This window comes from Niveispirillum sp. BGYR6, from assembly GCF_027568365.1.
Taxonomy (GTDB): domain Bacteria; phylum Pseudomonadota; class Alphaproteobacteria; order Azospirillales; family Azospirillaceae; genus Niveispirillum.
The window spans coordinates 225,350-244,144 of the sequence record NZ_JANLNL010000005.1 but is presented as its reverse complement, the minus strand read 5'-3'; the positions used below and the strand labels follow the sequence as shown (position 1 = coordinate 244,144).

At 65.9% G+C, this 18,795-nt stretch carries 21 protein-coding genes; 12 read left to right on the top strand and 9 right to left on the bottom strand.

Features of this window, described 5'->3' with window-relative positions; genetic code table 11:
- The first annotated feature begins 88 nt into the window (after positions 1-88).
- The 5 genes from PCJ49_RS13650 (at position 89) to PCJ49_RS13630 (ending at position 3,686) form a co-directional block, all read left to right on the top strand.
- Positions 89-550: a MarR family transcriptional regulator gene (locus PCJ49_RS13650; RefSeq protein ID WP_269911380.1), complete on the top strand. Its 462-nt coding sequence runs from the start codon at positions 89-91 to the stop codon at positions 548-550.
- Positions 551-589: 39 nt separating this feature from the next.
- Entirely contained in the window at positions 590-1,231 is a 642-nt protein-coding gene (locus PCJ49_RS13645) for a LysE family translocator (RefSeq protein ID WP_089290513.1), read from the top strand.
- A gap of 125 nt (positions 1,232-1,356) precedes the next feature.
- The gene (locus PCJ49_RS13640) at positions 1,357-2,055 is read left to right on the top strand and encodes a carbonic anhydrase (protein WP_089290514.1); all 699 of its coding nucleotides are present in this window, start codon (positions 1,357-1,359) and stop codon (positions 2,053-2,055) included.
- Positions 2,056-2,212: 157 nt separating this feature from the next.
- Positions 2,213-2,854, top strand: coding sequence for an outer membrane lipoprotein carrier protein LolA (locus PCJ49_RS13635; RefSeq protein ID WP_269911379.1), 642 nt, complete (start codon positions 2,213-2,215; stop codon positions 2,852-2,854).
- A gap of 58 nt (positions 2,855-2,912) precedes the next feature.
- Positions 2,913-3,686, top strand: a complete 774-nt coding sequence (locus PCJ49_RS13630; RefSeq protein ID WP_269911378.1) for a gamma-glutamyl-gamma-aminobutyrate hydrolase family protein — start codon at positions 2,913-2,915, stop codon at positions 3,684-3,686.
- A 193-nt stretch (positions 3,687-3,879) separates the two neighbouring features.
- Here the strand turns inward: PCJ49_RS13630 and PCJ49_RS13625 are convergent, their stop codons facing one another.
- Entirely contained in the window at positions 3,880-4,647 is a 768-nt protein-coding gene (locus PCJ49_RS13625; protein ID WP_089290517.1) for a methyltransferase domain-containing protein, read from the bottom strand.
- Between the two features lie 438 nt (positions 4,648-5,085).
- Here PCJ49_RS13625 and PCJ49_RS13620 point away from each other — a divergent pair, with 438 nt between their 5' ends.
- Positions 5,086-6,288 (top strand): HAMP domain-containing sensor histidine kinase, encoded by a 1,203-nt coding sequence (locus PCJ49_RS13620; protein ID WP_269911377.1) that lies wholly within the window; start codon positions 5,086-5,088, stop codon positions 6,286-6,288.
- A 10-nt stretch (positions 6,289-6,298) separates the two neighbouring features.
- Here the strand turns inward: PCJ49_RS13620 and PCJ49_RS13615 are convergent, their stop codons facing one another.
- The 5 genes from PCJ49_RS13615 to PCJ49_RS13595 all read right to left on the bottom strand — a co-directional run bounded on the left by PCJ49_RS13615 (position 6,299) and on the right by PCJ49_RS13595 (position 11,188).
- The gene (locus PCJ49_RS13615; protein ID WP_089290260.1) at positions 6,299-6,712 is read right to left on the bottom strand and encodes a tellurite resistance TerB family protein; all 414 of its coding nucleotides are present in this window, start codon (positions 6,710-6,712) and stop codon (positions 6,299-6,301) included.
- Positions 6,713-6,819: 107 nt separating this feature from the next.
- Positions 6,820-9,345, bottom strand: a complete 2,526-nt coding sequence (locus PCJ49_RS13610; protein ID WP_269911376.1) for an ATP-binding protein — start codon at positions 9,343-9,345, stop codon at positions 6,820-6,822.
- Positions 9,346-9,483: 138 nt separating this feature from the next.
- The gene (gene irrA / locus PCJ49_RS13605) at positions 9,484-9,942 is read right to left on the bottom strand and encodes an iron response transcriptional regulator IrrA (RefSeq protein WP_269911375.1); all 459 of its coding nucleotides are present in this window, start codon (positions 9,940-9,942) and stop codon (positions 9,484-9,486) included.
- A 162-nt stretch (positions 9,943-10,104) separates the two neighbouring features.
- Positions 10,105-10,404: a hypothetical protein gene (locus tag PCJ49_RS13600; RefSeq protein ID WP_269911374.1), complete on the bottom strand. Its 300-nt coding sequence runs from the start codon at positions 10,402-10,404 to the stop codon at positions 10,105-10,107.
- 136 nt (positions 10,405-10,540) lie between these two features.
- The gene (locus tag PCJ49_RS13595; RefSeq protein ID WP_089290263.1) at positions 10,541-11,188 is read right to left on the bottom strand and encodes a helix-turn-helix transcriptional regulator; all 648 of its coding nucleotides are present in this window, start codon (positions 11,186-11,188) and stop codon (positions 10,541-10,543) included.
- Between the two features lie 115 nt (positions 11,189-11,303).
- On the opposite strand from PCJ49_RS13595, the gene PCJ49_RS13590 reads away from it, so the two are divergent.
- Genes PCJ49_RS13590 through PCJ49_RS13570 form a run of 5 tightly spaced genes read left to right on the top strand, consistent with a single transcriptional unit; the run spans position 11,304 to position 14,850 of the window.
- Positions 11,304-11,684 (top strand): hypothetical protein, encoded by a 381-nt coding sequence (locus tag PCJ49_RS13590; RefSeq protein WP_269911373.1) that lies wholly within the window; start codon positions 11,304-11,306, stop codon positions 11,682-11,684.
- The gene (locus PCJ49_RS13585; RefSeq protein ID WP_269911372.1) at positions 11,681-12,388 is read left to right on the top strand and encodes a hypothetical protein; all 708 of its coding nucleotides are present in this window, start codon (positions 11,681-11,683) and stop codon (positions 12,386-12,388) included. Before PCJ49_RS13590 ends, PCJ49_RS13585 begins: the two co-directional genes overlap by 4 nt.
- Positions 12,389-12,391: 3 nt before the next feature.
- Positions 12,392-13,906 carry a portal protein gene (locus PCJ49_RS13580; protein WP_269911371.1) on the top strand — a complete coding sequence of 505 codons (1,515 nt, stop codon included), beginning with the start codon at positions 12,392-12,394 and terminating at the stop codon, positions 13,904-13,906.
- Positions 13,896-14,159: a hypothetical protein gene (locus PCJ49_RS13575; RefSeq protein ID WP_269911370.1), complete on the top strand. Its 264-nt coding sequence runs from the start codon at positions 13,896-13,898 to the stop codon at positions 14,157-14,159. Before PCJ49_RS13580 ends, PCJ49_RS13575 begins: the two co-directional genes overlap by 11 nt.
- Positions 14,160-14,175: 16 nt before the next feature.
- Positions 14,176-14,850, top strand: a complete 675-nt coding sequence (locus PCJ49_RS13570; protein WP_269911369.1) for a hypothetical protein — start codon at positions 14,176-14,178, stop codon at positions 14,848-14,850.
- 9 nt (positions 14,851-14,859) lie between these two features.
- On the opposite strand, the gene PCJ49_RS13565 is transcribed toward PCJ49_RS13570, so the two are convergent.
- Complete coding sequence (locus PCJ49_RS13565) at positions 14,860-16,218, bottom strand: hypothetical protein (protein WP_269911368.1); 1,359 nt, start codon at positions 16,216-16,218, stop codon at positions 14,860-14,862.
- A gap of 137 nt (positions 16,219-16,355) precedes the next feature.
- On the opposite strand from PCJ49_RS13565, the gene PCJ49_RS13560 reads away from it, so the two are divergent.
- On the top strand, positions 16,356-17,117 hold the full coding sequence (locus tag PCJ49_RS13560; RefSeq protein ID WP_269911367.1) for an NAD-dependent deacylase: 762 nt from the start codon (positions 16,356-16,358) through the stop codon (positions 17,115-17,117).
- A 136-nt stretch (positions 17,118-17,253) separates the two neighbouring features.
- Here PCJ49_RS13560 and PCJ49_RS13555 read toward each other — a convergent pair whose 3' ends face one another.
- Positions 17,254-17,925, bottom strand: coding sequence for an MBL fold metallo-hydrolase (locus PCJ49_RS13555; RefSeq protein WP_347710435.1), 672 nt, complete (start codon positions 17,923-17,925; stop codon positions 17,254-17,256).
- A 130-nt stretch (positions 17,926-18,055) separates the two neighbouring features.
- Positions 18,056-18,640, bottom strand: coding sequence for a hypothetical protein (locus tag PCJ49_RS13550; RefSeq protein WP_269911366.1), 585 nt, complete (start codon positions 18,638-18,640; stop codon positions 18,056-18,058).
- Between the last annotated feature and the right edge of the window lie 155 nt (positions 18,641-18,795).

Genomic DNA, 18,795 nt, shown 5'->3' with positions numbered 1-18,795 from the left:
CGATGATATGGTTCCGGGAAAAGCGCGCTTCGCGCATGGCTGACTTCAAAACCATGCAACGAACGCATCCCATAGCGAGGAAAAGCAGATGAACGCGGAGATGGCCCTGGAAGAGATGCCCGGATACCTGATCCGGCGCCTATGGCAGATATCCACCGCCCTGTTCCTGGAGGAAACCCAGGGGCTGGATCTGACGACACCGCAACTGGTGGCAATGCTGCTGATCGTCAATGAACCCGGCCATGACCAGACCTGGCTGGGCTGCCGCTCCGCCCTGGACCGCACCACGATCACCGGCGTGGTGGATCGGCTGGAAGCGCGCGGCCTGATCCGGCGGGAGGTTGACCCCAGCAACCGGCGCGCCCGCCTGCTTTATCCCCTGCCAGAGGGGGAAGCGCTGATGGCCCGGGCGCGGCCCGCCGTGGCCCGCGCCCATGAAAGGCTGCTGGCCCCGCTGCCCCCCGCGGAACGGACGGTTTTTCTCACCTTGCTGCACCGGCTGGTCGATGCCAATAACGACCAGAGCCGCGTGCCCCTGCGCCTGCCTTGACCAGGAAAGGGGCCTTCCCGTCCTTCAAGGATGCGTCCGATGAATTCCCATACGCTGGGCCTGTTCCTGTTCACCTGTTTCTTCCTGTCCGCCACGCCGGGGCCGAACATGCTGTCGGCGCTGGCCATGGGGGTGCGCCATGGGCTGGGCGGTGCGGCCTGGGGTGGGCTGGGCATGTGCCTGTCGCTGGGGCTGATGGCGGCCTTGTCGGCGCTGGGGCTGGGCGTGCTGCTGAAGGCATCGCCGCTGGCCTTCATGATCTTCAAATGGGTGGGCGTTGCCTATCTGATCTGGCTGGGGATACAGGCGATCCGGGCACCGCTGCCGGACACCGATACACAGGGCGATCTGCCGGCGGATGCGGCCACGGGGCGCAGCAACCGCCCGCTGGGCCTGCTGCTGCAAGGCGGGCTGATCACCGCCAGCAACCCCAAGGCGCTGATCTTCATGGCCGCCTTTTTCCCGCAATTCATCGATATGACAAGCCCGCTGGGCCCGCAGCTGGCCATTCTGGTGGGCACCATGCTGGTGATCGAATTCGGCTGGATCATGACCTATGCCGCCGGCGGGCGCAGCCTGGCCCGCCGGCTGTCCGGCCCGCGTGCCAGCCTGTGGCTGAACCGGGGCACGGGGGTGCTGTTGATCCTGGCGGGCGGGCTGCTGTCGCTGGCTTCCCTGTAACCATTCTGTCACTGACCCCTGCGTTGACGTAGGGGGAAACCATACAGGTGCGGTCTGGACAAGAACCGCCTGTCCTGCGCATGGTGCGGTGCCACAGGATATCGAACGGTCACAGGGGTGAACGCATGTTGAAGGATCTGATCGACGGTTTCCGGGAATTTCGCCGCACCAATTTCCGCCAGCAGCGCGGGCTGTTCCGCACCCTGGCCTGGGCCGGGCAGAAGCCGAAGGCGGCCCTGATCACCTGCTGCGACAGCCGTGTCGATCCGACCTTGATCTTCGCCACCCAGCCGGGCGACCTGTTTGTCATCCGCAACGTGGCCAATCTGGTGCCGCCCTATAAGCCCAGTGAAGATTACCACGGCACCTCTGCCGCGCTGGAATTTGCCGTGCGCGAACTGGGAGTGGAATCGGTGGTGGTGATGGGCCATTCGCTCTGCGGCGGTGTGGCCGCCTTGACCCATGATCGCAGCCAGTCCAAGGCTGACTTCATCGGTCAATGGGTCTCCATCGCCGATCCGGCCCTGGCCGCCGTGCGCCAGGGGCTGGAACCCGGCCAGCCGGTGGACCTGCCGGCACTGGAGCGGGCGGTGGTGAAACTGTCGCTGGACAATCTGCGCACCTTCCCCTGGATTGCCGAACTGGAACGTGAAGGCAAGCTGGAGCTGGAAGGGCTGCTGTTCGACGTGGGCGGGGCCGAACTGCATGTGCTGGACAAGGTGACGGGCAACTTCAACCCGGTGCCGCAAATCCGCCCCCGGCTGCGCCCGCGTGGGGGTCTTGCCGCCGCGGCCGCCGCCCTGGTGGATGCCGGGCGGGAGTGACAGGCCCGGCCGGCCCTTCCCTATAGCCTGATGCGTTTAATCGTAAACGCATCAGGCTATAGGCCATTGTTCAACGAGCAGATTCACGCTGCAAAGCGATTCCGCTTTTCCGCGATCTGCTCTAAATCCGCCATGATCGGCGTCTATCAAGGCAATCATGCGCAAGACCCTTCTGGCCCTGCTGGCCGCCGCCCCGCTGCTTTCCCTGCCCGTTGCCCTGCCGGCCCCGGTGCAGGCCGCCACCGCCGTTGCCACGGCGGATCAGCCTGCCCTGCTGGCCAAGGCGGAAACCTATCTGAACGGCATCACCAGCCTGAAGTCGGATTTCATCCAGACCGCCGATAATGGGCAGAGTGCGCGCGGCACCTTCACCCTGCTGCGGCCGGGCCGGATGCGCATCAGTTACGCCCCCCCGGTGGAGAACTTCATCGTTGCCGATGGCAAGTTCGTCTATTTCTGGGATGCCGAGGTGAAGGAGCAGCAGAACGCCCCCATCGGCAGCACGCTGGCCGATTTCCTGCTGCGCGACAAGATCACCCTGTCGGGCGATGTCAAGATCACCCAGGTGGCGCGTGATGACGGGTTGCTGGAAATCACCCTGGTGCAGGCAAAAGACCCCGGTCTGGGCAGCCTGACCCTGGTATTTGAAGAAGCACCCTTTGGCCTGCGCAAATGGCGCGTGCTGGACGCCCAGGGCAAGCTGACCGAGGTGGCCCTGCAGAACCCGGAATTCGGTGTGAAGCTGGACGCCAACCAGTTCTATTTCCGCAATCCCACGCGCGGGCGGGAGCGGGATTGACGGATGCTGTTGGGCGGTTACCATCCTGAATGACCGCCACCACCGGAAGCCCCGCACCATGACCATTGCCACCAAACCCGCCCATCGCCCCCTGGTCGGCCTTTCCTGCGATGCGCGGGAACTGGGTCAACACCCGTTCCATGTGGTGGGTGACAAATATATCCGGGGTGTCAGCCATGGTGCCGGCTGCCAGCCGGTCTTGATCCCGGCCCTGGGTGACTGGTGGGATGTGGATGGGTTGCTGGACCGGTTGGATGGGTTGCTGCTGACCGGCAGCCCCAGCAACCTGCACCCGTCCCATTACGGCCTGCCGGATGAGATGGTGACCCCGCCGCTGGACCCGCACCGCGACGCCACCACCCTGCCGCTGCTGAAAGGGGCACTGGCGCGCGGCCTGCCCGTCTTCGCCATTTGCCGGGGCTTTCAGGAACTGAATGTCGCCCTTGGCGGCACGCTGCACCCGCGTGTGCAGGAAGTGCCGGGCCTGATGGATCACCGTGACCCGGAACATGAACCGGTGGAGGTGCAATATGCCCCGGTGCACAAGGTGGCGCTGACACCGGGCGGGGCCTTTGCCCGCATCACCGGCCAGACGGAGATCATGGTCAATTCCCTGCACCAGCAGGGCATCAACCGTCTGGCCCCCGGTCTGGCGGTGGAAGCGACGGCGCCCGATGGGCTGATCGAAGGGGTGCGGGTGGAAGGGGCCGGCTTTGCCATCGGCGTGCAATGGCACCCGGAATGGCGTTTCTGGGAAAACCCACCCTATGCCGCCCTGCTGGCTGCCTTTGGCGATGCTGTGCGGGATTATGCCCACGGTCATCGTTCATGACCGTGGGCACGGCGGCGACCGCCGCCGCGCCGCTTGGTAGCGGCGTAGCCAAGCCAGCGGATGCTGGCGCCGGCGACTGAGGGGCGCGAAAGCGTGACCATCGGTCATGATTTCGTGCCGCTGGTATTATGCCCACGGTCATCGTTCATGACCGTGGGCGCGGCGGCGACCGCCGCCCGGCGCTGATGCCGGCCTATTCCTCCCCCGTCTCCACCTTGCGCCGTTCGGCCGCCATGCGGCCGAAAACGGGCTGGGCGGCGGGGGACAGCAGGCGGTGGCGTTCCTTCTGCTTGGCACGGGCGGCACTGGCATAGATCTGCTTGGATGCCTCGATCATATGCACACCGGCAAAGGCGCGGAACCAGCGGCGGCCCAGTTCTTCCACCGCACCGGCGCTGGCCAGCAGAAAGCGTGATTCGGTGGGCGGCAGGAACAGGGCGTAATCCTCCCGCTCCGGCACGAACATGTTGGCCTGCAAGGTGCGCTTCAACTGCGAGGGGGAAAAGGGGCTGCCCATGCCGAAGGGCGTGCGGTCGGAACGGGCCCAGATGCCGCGCCGGTTGGGTGCCACGGTGATCAACCGCCCGCCACCCGCCAGAATGCGCCAGAGTTCCCGCATCAGCGGGCGCAGTTCTTCGGTACATTCCAGCCCGTGGATCAGCAGCACCCGATCAATGCTCATATCCGGGAAGGGCAGTTCCGCCTCATCCGCCAGGGTCACCAGACCCGGCCCTTCCGGTGGCCAGCCGATGACGCCCTGGCTGGCCGGCATCACCGCCATCACCCGTTCCGCCTCTTCCTTGAACAGGCCGAGATAGGGGGTGGCATAGCCAATGCCCAGAACCCGCAGCCCTTTGACATCCGGCCACAGGGTGCGGATGCGGCGGCGGATCAGCCGGCGCACCATCTGGCCGGTGCTGCCCTGGTAGAAATCGCGCAGATCAAGGACATCGCTGTACATGCGCTGATCCTAACACGGATCGACGGGCAAAGCAGAAATTTGCAAAGATCGCTGAAAGCAAAGAAAAAGCCGGCTGTGCCTGGCACGCCGGCTTCAGATGATCATCCCCGGATCGGCGAGACACGCCCGAGGTTCCATCCTTTTGTGACGTCGATCGCTCGCCACAAGGCAAGACGGACAATACGCGAAACCGTGCCCACCGCCAGGGGCAACCGACGATGCAGCACTGCATTTGCCCCTGGCGTCACATTTGCGCAACATGATGCGCTGCAATGGTAACAGTTTGGTATGGTACCGAATACGATTTCAACCCTTATAGCAACAAACGAACAAAAGCGGGGATAGTCGGGCTTTCTTTATTCGCCGGATTGTCTAAACTATTAGTCAAATGTCGGGTACCCGCGAAGGGGGACCGGCCGGCCAATGGGGGGCTGTCTCGTGGGGAAACTGCGCCTGCTGTCGCTCAACCTGCTGCTTCTCCCGGCCTATGGGGCGGTGGGATGGCTGGGGGGGACGGTTTCACTGCCGGCCGACTTGGCATTACCGACCATCTGGCTGCCCGCCGGCTTCGCCCTGCTGATCCTCTGGTTCGGTGGGCGGCACCTGCTGCCGGGGGTTCTGGCGGGCACCGGGCTGACGCTTTACCTGATGCAGGCGGGACCGGGGCTGGTGCTGGCCGCCCTGACCGGCGTCGGCGTGGCGGCCCTGCTGGCCCGCACCATGACCAATCTGCGCCGGGTGATGCAGGGGGAGCGCGAGGCCCGCCGTCAGGCGGAAGAAGCGCTGGCCCGGCTGCGCGGCACCCAGGATGAACTGATCCAGGCGGAGAAAATGGCTTCCCTGGGAAGGCTGGTGGCCGGCATCGCGCATGAGGTGGCAACGCCGGTGGGCACCGCCCTTGCCGCCTCCACCCGGCTGGTGCAGGAAACGCGCGGCATCCAGGATGGGCTGGCCAAGGCCACCCTGCGGCGCGAACAGATGCAGGATTATATCGAGGCGACGGCGCTGGCCGCCCGCATCCTGCAATCCAACATGGAACGCGCCGCCCGGCTGATCGAAAGCTTCAAGCATGTGGCCGTGGATCGCACCCGGCAGGACCGGCGGCGCTTCGATCTGGTCAGCTATATTGACGAGGTGCTGATCAGCCTGCGGCCGCAGACGCGCAAGACAGCACATAAGATCAGCCTGACGGGGGCCAGCCGGCTGCCGGTCGATCTGTACCCCGATGCGGTGGCGCAACTGGTGACCAACCTGCTGGTCAATGCCATCACCCACGCCTTCCCGGGGGGACAGGCGGGGGAGATCGTGATTTCCCTGGGGCAGGATGCCGAAGGCTGGGTGGAATTGCGGGTAAGCGATAATGGCGTGGGCATCGCGCCCGATGCCATGCCACATATTTTTGAACCGTTCTTCACCACCAGACGGACCCAGGGCGGCAGCGGGCTGGGGCTTTATCTGGCCTATTGCCAGGTGACCCAGCGGCTGGGCGGCAGCCTGACCGTCAGCCCCATGCCCACGGGCGGGGCACTGTTCCTCGCCCGTTTCCCCAGCCGTTCCCCGGAATATCAGCCGCCGCCGGTGCCAGCGGCGGAATCGGCACCGGCACCGATCAATCTGGCGGAAAAACGCCTATCCGCCTGATGCCCCCTGTTCATGCCCCCGGTGCCGCCGTGTGGCGGGCACGGGCACCGCGTTCCAGGGCGGCGGCGGTCAGCCGGTCCACCTCCAGCCGGTGGCGCAGCATCTCCAGCATCCGCAATTCCTCCTGGCTGGCGGTGCGATCGGCGGCCACCACCTCGCAGGCCAGCATATAGGCGGTCTCCCGCAGCGGCTTGCCCAGGGTCTGGCGGATGATATCGATCGTCTGGTCCAGACCGTCGGCCCCGGCCAGCAGCTCGGTGCATTCGCGCGCCACCGTCGGCAGATGATCCGCCGAAAAACCCTGGAAGGCCGGCAGGGAGCGCACATTCTCCCCGATGGTCATCAGTTCGGCATCCGTCATGTCGCCATCGGCGGCCGAGGCCAGAACCATGGCGTAGATGAGCGCGCGGCAATGATCGATCATGCTGTTTTCCCTACGGATTGGTTGAAGGGGCTGGACATCATCACTGGCACCCTGCCGCCCCGGTTCCCCGGATGCCAGCCGCCAGGGGGTTTACCCCTTCCGGCCTGTCACCGCATGGGCAGGGGAAGCGGCAGGCCGCTTCCGGCTTCTGTCCAGACGATGCGGGCGGGCGGCAGGTTGACGGTGACGGTGGTGCCCTCACCAAACACGCTGTCAATGGTCAACCGGCCGCCATGCAGCTCCGTCAGCCCCTTGGACAGGGTCAGCCCCAGCCCGGTACCGGGGTTGGAGCGGGCATAGACATTATCAACCTGATGGAAGGGCACGAAGACCTTGGCCAGATCGTCGGGCTTGATGCCGATGCCGGTATCGCTGACCGCCACGCTGACACCCCGCGCCGGGTCCACCCCGGCGACCAGCTTCACCGTACCGCCGGGGGCGGTGAATTTCACCGCGTTGGAGAGCAGGTTCAGCACGATCTGCTTGAACTTCACATCATCCACCAGGATGGGCGGCATTCCATCGGCCACCTGCACCACCAGATTAAGGCGGCGTTCCATGGCGCGGGCGCGCACGATGCGTTCACAGCCGCGCACCAGTTCCTCTACCCCGCAGATGCGCTCCCGCAGTTCCACCCGCCCCGCCTCCATCTTGGAGACGTCCAGGATGTCGTTGATCAGCGTCAGCAGATGGCGGCCCGACGCGATGATATCGCCGGCATAGGCGGATGTGGCCATGGGCTTGCCCGCCGCCTCCGCGCTTTGCAGCTCGCTTTCCAGCACCTCCGCGAAACCGATGATGGCGTTCAGCGGGGTGCGCAGCTCATGGCTCATATTGGCCAGGAATTCCGTCTTGGTGCGGCTGCCCAGTTCGGCCTGCGCCTTGGCCTGTTCCAGCTGTTCGGCCGCCCGCCGGCTGGAAATGGTCAGGGAGGCCAGCTGCACCGCCCGGCGCGCCCGCTCCATCTCCCAATCCTTTGGTTCCCGCACCTGCCGGCCATAGATGGCAAAGGCGCCCAGCGCCTCCCCCTCCGCCGTCAGGATGGGCAGCGACCAGCAGGAGCACAGCCCATGCGGCAGCACGATATGCTTGAACTTCTCCCAGCGCGGATCGTTTTCCACATCGGTGACGATGACGGGTACACGGCGATAGATGGCGGTGCCGCAGGAACCCACCTCCGGGCCGATGGAGATCCCTTCATAGGCAGCTGCGATCTCCGCCGGCATGTTGGGTGCGGCCGCCACCGTGACATGCAGCCCATCTTCGCGCAGCAGCAAAATTGAACAGAGCGCATCATCCAGCTGCTGTTCCATGCCCCGGCACAGGGCCGCCAGAATCTCCTCCAAGGGCGCGCTGGCGGCCGCCATCTCCAGAATGCCTCGCTCCACGGTCAATTGCCGCTCCATGCGGCGACGTTCGCGGTTTTCCGTCTGCAGCTGGCGGGCATTTTCCTTGAACACGGCCACCGCTGCCGCCATGGCCCGCAATTCGCGGCTGAACAGTTTTTCCGGCAGCGGGGCCGACAGGTCGCCGCCGGCCACCGCCCGCATGGCGCTGGTCATGTTCTGAATGGGCAGCAGCACGCGCCGGCGGATCAAATGCATGGCCACCAGCAGGGCCAGAATGGCCAGCACCAGCTCGGCCCCGTTGAGCCAGAGGCGCTGGCGGGCGGCGGCCTTGGCCTGGTCGGTGGCCTCTGTCGCCACATTGATGGCGGCGGCAATCAGGTCGCCCGAGGCGTTCAGCACGCCGGTGCCCGTGCGCATCAATTCCGGCAGGCGTGCCCGCTCGGCCCCCACCCCTTCGCCCGGAAGCGCCGTACCCAGCAGCGCGCGGCGCAGCGGGAGATAGCGCTGGAACAGGGCCGTCTCCGTCTGGCTGACCGCCAGACGCACCGGGTCGGGCAGGGAGGCAGCGCCAGCCGCCTCCCGCAGGTTGCGCCAGGAAAGCTCCAGCCAGGCCATGCGGGAGATGCTCTGGTCCGGATCGAACTTCTCCCCCATCATGGTCAGGCGGTAGAGCATCCCCATATCGGCGCCGGCAACCTGGCGCAGCTTGATGGCCTCGCGCACCAGCATCTCTGCCGCACCGGCCGCACCGCCGACCGAAAGGGAGGGGCGGTTGATTTCCCGCAGCAAGGTCAACAGGGCGGCCGACTGGCTCTGCGTTGCGTCCTGCCATTCCGCCAGCGAGAGCGGATTTTCCAGCTCCGCCGCGTCCGCCTCCCCCGAAAGCCGGCGTACCATGCGCGGGCGCACCTCCCGCAGCCGGGTGGTGGCGACCTGAAGGGAGGCCACATCCTCGGCCAGGGATTCTTCTATATCCACCCGGCGCAACCCGGCCAGCGCGGCTTCCACGGCGGCATCCGACTCCCGCCGGTGCCGCGCGATCTGCTGATGCAGGTCCGCCTGGGGCACGCCCGGCACATGGGCCGATTCCAGCAGCAGATTGACCAGCCCGGTTTCAATGGCATGGTCGCGGGCCGCCACCAGCAGCTGCTGGCTGACCTGCTTCAGCCCCGCAATCTCCCGTGCGGCGGCATAGTCCCGCCAGCCGGACCGCAGATCGACCGCCGTTCCAGCAAGCTGAACGCCCGCCAGCATGGCAAGGCCGCCCATCAGGACTTTGCGCATGAAGTCTCCCGCCCCGGCGCCGGCTGGTGCCGGTGAGGTTCAATCATGAACCTCACTCTACGTTTCCGGGTGACGCTCCGCAACGATGCAGGCGGCATCGGCGCGGCTGGCAATCCCGATTACAGCGCCAAAAATATATCAATCACCATCGGTCAGGCGGATGATGACATCGATCCGGGCGATCCGGGCGCCGGCTGGCAGACCGGGAATGCCGGCCACCTGCAGCTGACGGCCGCAGATATCCTGCAGTTGGCCACTGCTTTCATGGAAGAAATGATGGTGGTCGTCGATATTGGTGTCGAAATAGGCGCGCCCGGCCTCCACCACCACTTCGCGCAGCAGCCCGGCCTGCCGGAACTGGTTCAGCGTATTATAGACCGTGGCCAGGGAGACCTGCATCCGCGCTTCCAGCGCTTCCCCATGCAGCTGTTCGGCCGTGACATGGCGGTGCCCGGCATCAAACAGCAGCTTGGCCAGGGCCAGCCGCTGGCGGGTGGGCCGCAGCCCGGCTTCCGCCAGACGGGCCGCCGTAGCGGCGCAGCAGCGATCCGGGGGGTGTGGGCAAAAATCGTCGAACGGGTCGAAAGGCGCGGTCATATCTGCCATGCGGTGGGGGTGGGCCGTTTCATGGAAGCAGTGTGATCGCCGTCATTTGGCGCAGAAGAGCAGGCTTGGCAAGGGGGCGCCTGATCCAGCACATCTGCTGTGCAGCACCAGGGGCCACCCGCCCCGCACCGTCGCCCCTGGCCGCCCCCCCCCTCAGCCCCGCATCCCCACGGCATCAGCCCGCAGCCGGGCCAGATCGGCCACCAAGCGGGCCAGCCAGCGGTCACGCCGGCATTGCAGGCGCGTCAGCAGGGCGCGCCGGCGCACCACCGCCAGCCGCGCCGCGCCATATTGTTCCACCGCCCGTCGCTGTGCCGCCTCTGCCCGCAGGGCTTCCAGGGCGGCCGGTCCGCCGGCCAGCGCCTCCTGCCGGGTGCGCCAGGGCGGGCGCCCGTCATAGAAACTGTGCAGCTGTCCCAGCGGATCGCCCGTCTGTTCATATCCCGGCGGCATGGCCCGGCCCTTCCCATCCTGTCAGCAGCGACAGGATCAGGTCTAGCGGGAGGGGAGATGATTGTAAAGGAATTTTATCCTAGGATTATCTTGGGCGATTACTGAATGCCTACCTGTGTGTGCATTCACCCGGCCGCTATTGGCTGGCCCAGAGGATGCGGGCGATCCACGCGACCTCCCCCATGGCCAGGCTGCGGTCGGGATGCGCCTTGTTCAAGGAGACCAGATCAATGCGGTTGGCGGTCTGGCGCAACAGCTGCTTGGCCATCACCTCCCCCTCCCGCGTGCGCACCACCACCCGGTCGCCGCGCCGCAGCGTTTCAGCCGGGGAAACGATGATGATATCGCCATCACGATAGACCGGTTCCATGCTGTCGCCGGAAATTTCCAGCGCATAGGCCCGCTCATCGGCGACGTGGGGGAATTCCAGCTCATCCCAGCCATTGCCGACCGGATAGCCGGCATCATCGAAATAGCCCTGGTTGCCGGCCTGGGCATAGCCGATCACCGGGATGCGGCGCAGCACCGCGGCCGGCGGCGCGCCGGCCGTGCTGACCCCGTCCGCCATGCCGACAAAATCGGTGAAGCTGCTGCCCGTCGCTTCCAGCACCTTGGCGATGCTTTCCGTGGACGGCCAGCGCAGCTTGCCATCCGGCGTCGTGCGCTTGGACTTGTTAAAGGTGGTCGGATCCAGACCGCCGCGTTTAGCCAGCCCGGATGCCGAGAGGCCGTGCCGCTGCGCCAGCTGGTCAATGGCCTGCCATATGTCTGAATGCTTGAGCATGGGAGAAATATCCCATAATCCGCCCAGGAGGTCCCTAGGATGATTTTCACATACCCCTTGACGAAAGGCGGTCAGAATTAGATAAAGGATCAAATTCCTCTAAATAGGTGACAATATGCCCCTCACCGCCCCCACCACCGCAGCCCCGCGCCGGCGGAACGACGCCCCACCCAACACCATCCCCTTCAGCGATACGACCGAGGTCTGGTTCTGGACCATGCAGGCCCATAAGGCCCTGCTGGAGGGCGCGCGGGTGCGCGCCGGTCAGGCACTGCTGCCCCGCCCTTGCGAGCCGGGGGACATTCTGAAGGTGGTGGAACGGCTCTACCGCCAGGGCCGGCTGCGGCATGAGCATGTACAGGTGCTGGCCCGCTATGGCCAGCAGATGCTAGCCCCAGAACGTGACCGGGCACGGGAAGCTGCGGACTGGCTGCTGTGGCAGGAGGCGCTGGGCCGGATGGAGCCGATCCTGCGCGACAAGGGGATCATCCTGTGACCGGCACGCCAGACCCGCCGCCCGCCCCCGCCCTGGTGGTGTTCTGCGGCGACAGCGAACTGCCTTTGCTGCGCCTGTTGCGGCCGGGGTTCCGCCATGTCTTCGCCCTGCTGCCCATCCCGGCAGCGGGGCCGGAACCGGGCGGCTGGATCAGCATCGACCCGCTGATCGACCGGATGGAGCTGGCCCGGCACCCGCCCTGCCCCGCGTCGGAACTGGCCGACTGGTTCCACCGCCAGGGGCTGATCGCCCTGAATTTTTTCCCAACGCCTGCGCCCCCTCGGCGCGCCGTCCCCTGGGCCCCGCCGCTGGCCCCCTTCACCTGTGTGGAGGTGGTGAAGCGCCTGCTGGGCCTGCGCGCACCCTGGGTGCTGACCCCCTATCAGCTTTACCGCCATCTGGGCGGCCGGCTGCCGCCCCGCCCCCTGTCCCGGAGCATGGAAATGGCCCGAATCGTCTCTTCCGGCAAATCTGCCGCCACACCTGCCCCTGTCACCCTGCCCACCAGCCCCGCCCCGCTGCAACCCGCCGCCCCGGCCCCCGCCAATCCAGGCACCACAGGGGCCGAGGTGGGGCCGACGGCGGCGGAAACCAGCCTGCTGCGCCGCGCCGTCGGGCGGGCGGGCACCATCGCCACCGGCTGGCGCGGCATCCTGCTGCCCAGCGGCCTGGGCCCCACCCGCAAGAACCTGCTGGGGGAATGACCCATGCAATCAGATGAGAAGGAAGCGGGTCCGGCCCTGGTGGCGCGGACCCTGCTGGACCGCCATGCCCGCGCGCTGGAACGCCGCGCGGTGTGGGAGAGCCTGTGGCAGGATTGCTATGACCATGCCCTGCCGCACAGCGCCGCCTTCAGCCAGGGGGCCAGCCCCGGCCAGCGCCGGGGGGAACGGCTGTTTGATGGCACCGCCGCCGATGCGGTGGACCAGTTGGCCGCCGCGCTGCTGGGCCAATTGACGCCACCCTGGTCCCGTTGGGCCGGTCTGGAACCCGGCCCGGCGCTGGAAGCCGACCTGCGCGACCCGATCGCCCCGCTGCTGGACCAGATGGCGGCCAGCCTGCAGGGCCAGATCGACCGGTCCAACTTCGCGGTGGAGGCGCATCAGGCCTTTCTGGATGTGGTGACCGGCGGCACCGGCTGTCTGCTGGTGGAGGAAGCCCCACCGGGCGCCCCCGCCGCCCTGCGCTTCACCGCCGTGCCGCTGAGCGATCTGGCGCTGGAGGAGGGGGAGGAAGGGTGGCTGGACCGGCTGTTCCGTCAGGTGCCGCTGACGCTGGATGGGCTGGCGGCCCGCTTTGGCGTGGATGCCATGCCCGCCGGGCTGCGGCAGGCCGGCCTGGAAAACCCGCAGCGCCGCTTCACTTGCGTGGAACTGGTGGAGCCGGATGCGGCCGGCGGCTGGCGCTGGCGGGTGGTGCTGGAGGGTGATGACGGGCCGCTGCTGCTGTCCGACGGCCATTTCAGCGAGATGCCCTTCATCGCCTTCCGCTGGCTGAAGGCCCCCGGTGAAACCTATGGCCGCAGCCCGGTGATGAAGGCCCTGCCCGACATCAAGACCGCCAACAAGGTGGTGGAGCTGGTGCTGAAAAATGCCAGCATCGCCGTCACCGGCATCTGGCAGGCGGATGATGACGGGGTGTTGAATCCGGCGACCGTGCGACTGGTGCCCGGTGCCATCATTCCCAAGGCGGTGGGGTCGGCCGGGTTGACGCCGCTGGCCAGCCCCGGCCGCTTCGATATCAGCCAGTTGGTGCTGGATGATCTGCGTGCCCGCATCCGCCATGCCCTGCTGGCCGACCGGCTGGCCCCGCTGAATTCCCCGCGCATGACGGCGACGGAGGTGCTGGAACGCAGTGCGGAGATGACCCGCCTGCTGGGGGCCACCTTCGGCCGGCTGCAATCGGAACTGCTGGTACCGCTGGTGCGGCGCTGTCTGGCCATTCTGCGGCGGCGCGGGCTGGTGCCCGATATCGCCGTGGATGGGCGCAACGTGGCCATCCGCATCCTGTCCCCGTTGGCCCGCGCCCAGGCCCAGCGGGATGCAGAGGTCACCCTGCGCTGGCTGGAAAGCATCAACGCCCTGGGGGCCGATGCCCTGGCCACCGCCGATCTGGCCGCCTGCGCCCGTTTTCTGGCCGATGCTGCCGGCGTGCCGCCGGGCCTGTTGCGTGCCGCCACCCCACCCGAACCGGCGCTGAGCCCGGAGATGCATGATGCCTGAGCATGATTGGCCCTGGCCGGGGGAGCCCCCTGCCCCCACCCCCGTCGCCAGCCTGGAAAAAGCCTGCGCCCGGCTGTTCGCCAGCCCGGATGGCCAGGTGCTGCTGACCCATCTGCGCCGCCAGACCCAGGCCGTGGCCCTGGGGCCGGAAGCCAGCGAGGCGCGGTTGCGCCATCTGGAAGGCCAGCGCGCCCTGGTGCTGTCGCTGGAAGCGCTGGCCCGGCGTGGTGCCCGCAATCCCCTTTCCCCCTGAACCGGAGTTCTGCCCCATGGAAAATATCACCGAGACCCCCACCATCCCGCCGCGCCCGGAACAGGTGCCGGCCAAATTCTGGGATGAAGCCACGGGCGCCATCCGCGTGGATGCCTTGCTGAAATCCTATCTGGCGCTGGAAAAGCGCCTGTCCGCCGGGGCCGGCCCCGCGCCCGACCGGCCGGACACGCCGGAGGATTATTGCATCGACTGCGCCCATGGCCTGTTCCAGCCCGATCCCGCCATCAATCAGCGCCTGCATGGCGCCGGTTTCAGCAAGCAGCAGGCCCAGTTGCTTTATGATCTGGCGGCGGAACGGATGCTGCCGCTGCTGGGCGACATGGCCGGGGAATTCCAGGCCGAACGGGAGATGCAGCAGTTGTTGGGCCATTTCGGCGGGGCCGAACAGTGGCAGGAACAGGCGGGCCAGATCCGCGCCTGGGCGGAACGCAACCTGCCGCCGGCCCTGGTGCAGGCCCTGGCCGCCACGGCGGACGGGGTGAAGGCCCTGCACCGGATGATGCGCGATGGCGGGGCCGAACCGAAGCTGCTGCGTGATGGCAGCGGCAGTGCCGGCCTGGACAGCACCACCCTGAACCGCATGGTCGCCGATCCGCGTTACTGGCGCGAACGCGACCCCGCCTTCATCGCCCAGGTGACGGAAGGGTTCCGCCGGCTCTATGCGGGGTGAGGCCCGGCTTCACAGTGAGGAAGGCCGCAGCGTCGGTTCCGGCCGGGTGAGGCCGTTGGTGCGCATCAGGGCGTAAAGTCGCGCCGTCGCCCAGGGGCGGATCAGCGGCTGCACCCAGGCCAGGCCAGGGTTGAAATCCCGCGCCTCGGCCAGCAGGGCGGCGGCCTGTTTCTCCTCCCCCTGATCCAGCGCCAGCAGGGCGGCGGCGGTCAGGGCCACCGGCTCCCGCCCCAGGGCCAGCCCTTCCTCCAGCGCCCGCTTGGCGGCCGCGGCCTCCCCGCGGGCGGCCAGCAGCAAGGCGCGGTTGGCATGGGTCAGGCCCAGATGCGGGCGGGCGGCCACGGCCAGATCATGCGCCGTGGCCGCCCCCGCCAGATCGCCCGCCGCCTGCCGCGCCAACCCCAGATGGCTGGCGCATTGGGCGATCAACAGCGTGTCCTGCGTCTCCCGCGCAATATCCAGCGCCTGTTCCAGCCGCTCCACCGCCAGGGCGAGGGGCCGCCCCATCAGGGAAAGCTGCCCGCAGGTGAAGCGAATCCAGCCATCATGCGGATGGGCCAGTGCTGCCGGTTCAATCACCGCCAGCCCGTCCGCCACCCGGTCGGTGAACATCAGGGCACGGGCATGGCCGAACAGGGCGGCACTGTTGGCCGGGTCCAGTATGGCGGCCCAACGGTGGCAGATCAGCCCTTCGGCAAAGCCCTGGCGCAGCATCAGCCGCTGCGCCAACTGGGTGTAAAGCTGCGACAGGCCGGCATCATCGGGCGGCGGTGGATCATCCACATCCGCCATTTCCATGGAGGCCAGCAGCATATCGGCTGTCAGATTGCGCTCCCCCAGCGCCAGCGCCGCCTGGGCCAGCCGCACCACCGCCCCCGCCTCCCCGGCGCGCAGTTCGGGAATGCCGGCGGGGACGGGGCCGATTTCCGCCAGCAGGGCGGCGGCCGCTGGCGCCTGATCGGCCAGACAATGCCAGCGGGCGCGGGCCAGCCGCACCGCCCGCTGGGGCGCCAGATCGGGCAGCATGGTCAGCAGCCGGTCGATCACCGGCTGATCTTCGGCCCGCGACAGCCGGGCCAGCAGCCGGGCCAGCCCACGCGTGGCCGTCAGCCCATCGACATCGCCGCCGGGATCGCCGCCCAGCAGGGCCGGCAGGATGAACAGGGCAAAGCGTGCCTCCGCACTGGTCGGTTCCAGCCCGGCGGCACTTTCATACATGCGCAGGGCGGCCGGGAATTCCCCCCGCCCGGTCAGCGCCGCCCCCATTTCCACCTGATAATTATAGAAGGTGGAACGGCGGATATTCTGCCGCCAACGCTCAATGGCGGCTTCGTCCAGGGGGGCGGTCTGGTTCTGGGGCTGGGTCATCGGCCTGTCGGGCGGGTGGCAAGGTCAAGGGCGCGGATCGTACCATGCCGGCAGGGCAACGTCGCCCGCTTGTGACGCCACGGCAAAGCGCATAGCCTGTGAAACCAGAGAGAAACAGGCAGCAAGACCGAAACCCGATGCTTCCCGATCCCGTCACCGCCCTTCTGCGCCGCCTGCGGGGCGACGCTGCCATCACCATCCTGACCGGGGCCGGCATCAGCCGGGAATCCGGGCTGCATACGTTCCGCGATGCCGATGGTGTCTGGGCGCAGGTGCGGCTGGAGGATGTGGCGACGCCGCAGGCCTTCGCCCGCGATCCGGAGACGGTGCAGGGCTTCTATAATGCCCGCCGGCGCAGCGTGCTGGACCCGGCGGTGCAGCCCAATGCCGCCCATCATGCGCTGGCGCGGCTGGAACAGTTCTGGCCGGGGCCGCTGCTGCTGGTGACGCAGAATGTCGATGATCTGCACGACCGTGCCGGGTCGCGCCACCTGATCCACATGCATGGCGAATTGCTGAAAATCCGCTGCGAAAGCTGTGGCCTGCTGATGGATTGGACCCGCGACCTGCATACGGGGGAGGCCTGCCCGCAATGTGCCGGGGTGGGCACGCTGCGGCCGCATATTGTCTGGTTCGGGGAAATGCCACTGGCCATGGATGCCATCGGGGAGGCGCTGGACGCCACCGACCTGTTCATCTCCATCGGCACCTCGGGCAATGTCTATCCGGCGGCGGGCTTCGTCTCCCAGGCGCGGGCCGCCGGGGCCGCCACGCTGGAGGTGAACCTGGAAGAAACCGAGGGGGCGGGCCTGTTCCATGCCGGGCTCTATGGCCCGGCCACCGTTACCGTGCCTGCCCTGGTCGATGCCCTGCTGGAATGCGCCGGTGTCCGCTGCTGAGGCCGGTGCCACTTAGAGTCCGTTCAAGAATTTTCACTTCTTTTCCAGTCTCTTAGCCGTCATTCCCGCGAAGGCGGGAATGACGGTGGAGAAAAGTCGAGGGTTCGAAAGACGCGATAACTTTCCGGACAGACACTTACCCCCGTGCCACCGCCTTGTCACCGACATAGGGGTTGCTTTGCCGTTCGCGGCCAAAGGTGGACAGGCCGCCATGGCCGGGCAGGAAGGTGACATCATCGCCCAGCGGGAACAGCTTTTCCCGGATGGAGCGGACCAGATCGGGCATGGAGCCGCCGGGGAAATCGGTGCGCCCGACGGAACCTTCGAAAATCACGTCGCCGACAATGGCAAAGCGGGATGGTGCGTGGAAAAACACCACATGGCCCGGCGTATGGCCGGGGCAATGCAGCACCGACAGGGTCTGTTCCCCCACCGTCACCGTGTCGCCATCCACCAGCCAGCGGTCGGGCGTGAAGGAACGGGCATAGGCCATGCCATAGCCGGCCCCATGTTCCTTCAGCGCCATCAGCCAGTAATTATCCTCAATCGCCGGGCCTTCCACCGGCACGGCCAGCACATCCTTCAGGTCGGCCACGGCGGCGGCATGATCGACATGGCCATGGGTGACCAGGATGCGCTCCACGGTCAGCCCGTTCTTAGCAATGGCCGCCTTGATCTGATCCACCCCGCCGCCGGGATCAATCACGGCGGCGCGGTTGGTCGCCGTACACCAGATGATGGAGCAATTCTGCTGGAAGGGCGTGACCGGGATGATCACGGCTTTCAGGGGCGGGGTCTGGCTCATCATCCTGATCCTCGGGAGCGCGGGTGCGGTGCGGCAATGGCGGACTTTCCGATTACCACGGGGCACGGCTCTTTACAAAACCGCTTTGCCGCTTTCGGCCGGCTGTTCCAGCCGCCCCCTTCGCCAATCCCCGTTACTCTTTGGCGTCAAACCTGTCCATCATCTGGGATCGTTCCATGACCTCAATGCCAGTAAGACCCGACAGCCGATTGCCAAGGCCGGAGGAAGACAGTGAGGATGATTCACGCTTGCCGTTCTTCAGAAAATCTTTAAGCGCTTCCTCTGTCCCTATCACTTGATCTTTTAAAAGAGGGCCATTTTTGTTTTTGCTCAGATCATAAACGCTGAAATTTGTATCCTTGTAATCATTTTTCAAAATAGAAATTCTATCATGATCGCTCATATTGTCTGTAAATTTCTTTACCGCACCAGAATAAGCGCCACCGATAACAAAGCCACCATCTTCCATTGAATAATATACCGGAAGACCATCTTGAAACACGATATTATTTATTTTTTTATTTCCAGCTACTTGTTCTATTTTTTCTTTTATTGAATCAACATTATCTATTATAGCATTTGCGTTTTTTGAAATTGAATTCATTTCAACATCATTAGCAAATGATCTTAAACCCTTATTGTTCAGAACCTGCCCGCGACCGGATTTCAATTTTCCTCCCTCATACCAGGAGAATGAAACGGTATTGACCTCCGACATTCTTACCTCCCCTAAGGTTATTTTGCTAAAAACCAAATTCAGCATAAGCTGATATTCCGAAATTATTAAATTAAACAATGCGATTGAAGTATATACATATGGGATCATTCAGTCAATAAGGCGAATCTAGAAAGTGAAAAACCCGTTTCAAATCG

Excerpts from the sequence above, each read along its gene's own strand:
- PCJ49_RS13650 (WP_269911380.1), top strand. The coding sequence starts at position 89 with ATGAACGCGGAGATGGCCCTGGAAGAGATGCCCGGATACCTGATCCGG.
- PCJ49_RS13645 (WP_089290513.1), top strand. The coding sequence starts at position 590 with ATGAATTCCCATACGCTGGGCCTGTTCCTGTTCACCTGTTTCTTCCTG.
- PCJ49_RS13640 (WP_089290514.1), top strand. The coding sequence starts at position 1,357 with ATGTTGAAGGATCTGATCGACGGTTTCCGGGAATTTCGCCGCACCAAT.
- PCJ49_RS13635 (WP_269911379.1), top strand. The coding sequence starts at position 2,213 with ATGCGCAAGACCCTTCTGGCCCTGCTGGCCGCCGCCCCGCTGCTTTCC.
- PCJ49_RS13630 (WP_269911378.1), top strand. The coding sequence starts at position 2,913 with ATGACCATTGCCACCAAACCCGCCCATCGCCCCCTGGTCGGCCTTTCC.
- PCJ49_RS13625 (WP_089290517.1), bottom strand. The coding sequence starts at position 4,647 with ATGTACAGCGATGTCCTTGATCTGCGCGATTTCTACCAGGGCAGCACC.
- PCJ49_RS13615 (WP_089290260.1), bottom strand. The coding sequence starts at position 6,712 with ATGATCGATCATTGCCGCGCGCTCATCTACGCCATGGTTCTGGCCTCG.
- PCJ49_RS13610 (WP_269911376.1), bottom strand. The coding sequence starts at position 9,345 with ATGCGCAAAGTCCTGATGGGCGGCCTTGCCATGCTGGCGGGCGTTCAG.
- irrA (WP_269911375.1), bottom strand. The coding sequence starts at position 9,942 with ATGACCGCGCCTTTCGACCCGTTCGACGATTTTTGCCCACACCCCCCG.
- PCJ49_RS13600 (WP_269911374.1), bottom strand. The coding sequence starts at position 10,404 with ATGCCGCCGGGATATGAACAGACGGGCGATCCGCTGGGACAGCTGCAC.
- PCJ49_RS13595 (WP_089290263.1), bottom strand. The coding sequence starts at position 11,188 with ATGCTCAAGCATTCAGACATATGGCAGGCCATTGACCAGCTGGCGCAG.
- PCJ49_RS13590 (WP_269911373.1), top strand. The coding sequence starts at position 11,304 with ATGCCCCTCACCGCCCCCACCACCGCAGCCCCGCGCCGGCGGAACGAC.
- PCJ49_RS13580 (WP_269911371.1), top strand. The coding sequence starts at position 12,392 with ATGCAATCAGATGAGAAGGAAGCGGGTCCGGCCCTGGTGGCGCGGACC.
- PCJ49_RS13575 (WP_269911370.1), top strand. The coding sequence starts at position 13,896 with ATGATGCCTGAGCATGATTGGCCCTGGCCGGGGGAGCCCCCTGCCCCC.
- PCJ49_RS13570 (WP_269911369.1), top strand. The coding sequence starts at position 14,176 with ATGGAAAATATCACCGAGACCCCCACCATCCCGCCGCGCCCGGAACAG.
- PCJ49_RS13565 (WP_269911368.1), bottom strand. The coding sequence starts at position 16,218 with ATGACCCAGCCCCAGAACCAGACCGCCCCCCTGGACGAAGCCGCCATT.
- PCJ49_RS13560 (WP_269911367.1), top strand. The coding sequence starts at position 16,356 with ATGCTTCCCGATCCCGTCACCGCCCTTCTGCGCCGCCTGCGGGGCGAC.
- PCJ49_RS13555 (WP_347710435.1), bottom strand. The coding sequence starts at position 17,925 with ATGATGAGCCAGACCCCGCCCCTGAAAGCCGTGATCATCCCGGTCACG.
- PCJ49_RS13550 (WP_269911366.1), bottom strand. The coding sequence starts at position 18,640 with ATGTCGGAGGTCAATACCGTTTCATTCTCCTGGTATGAGGGAGGAAAA.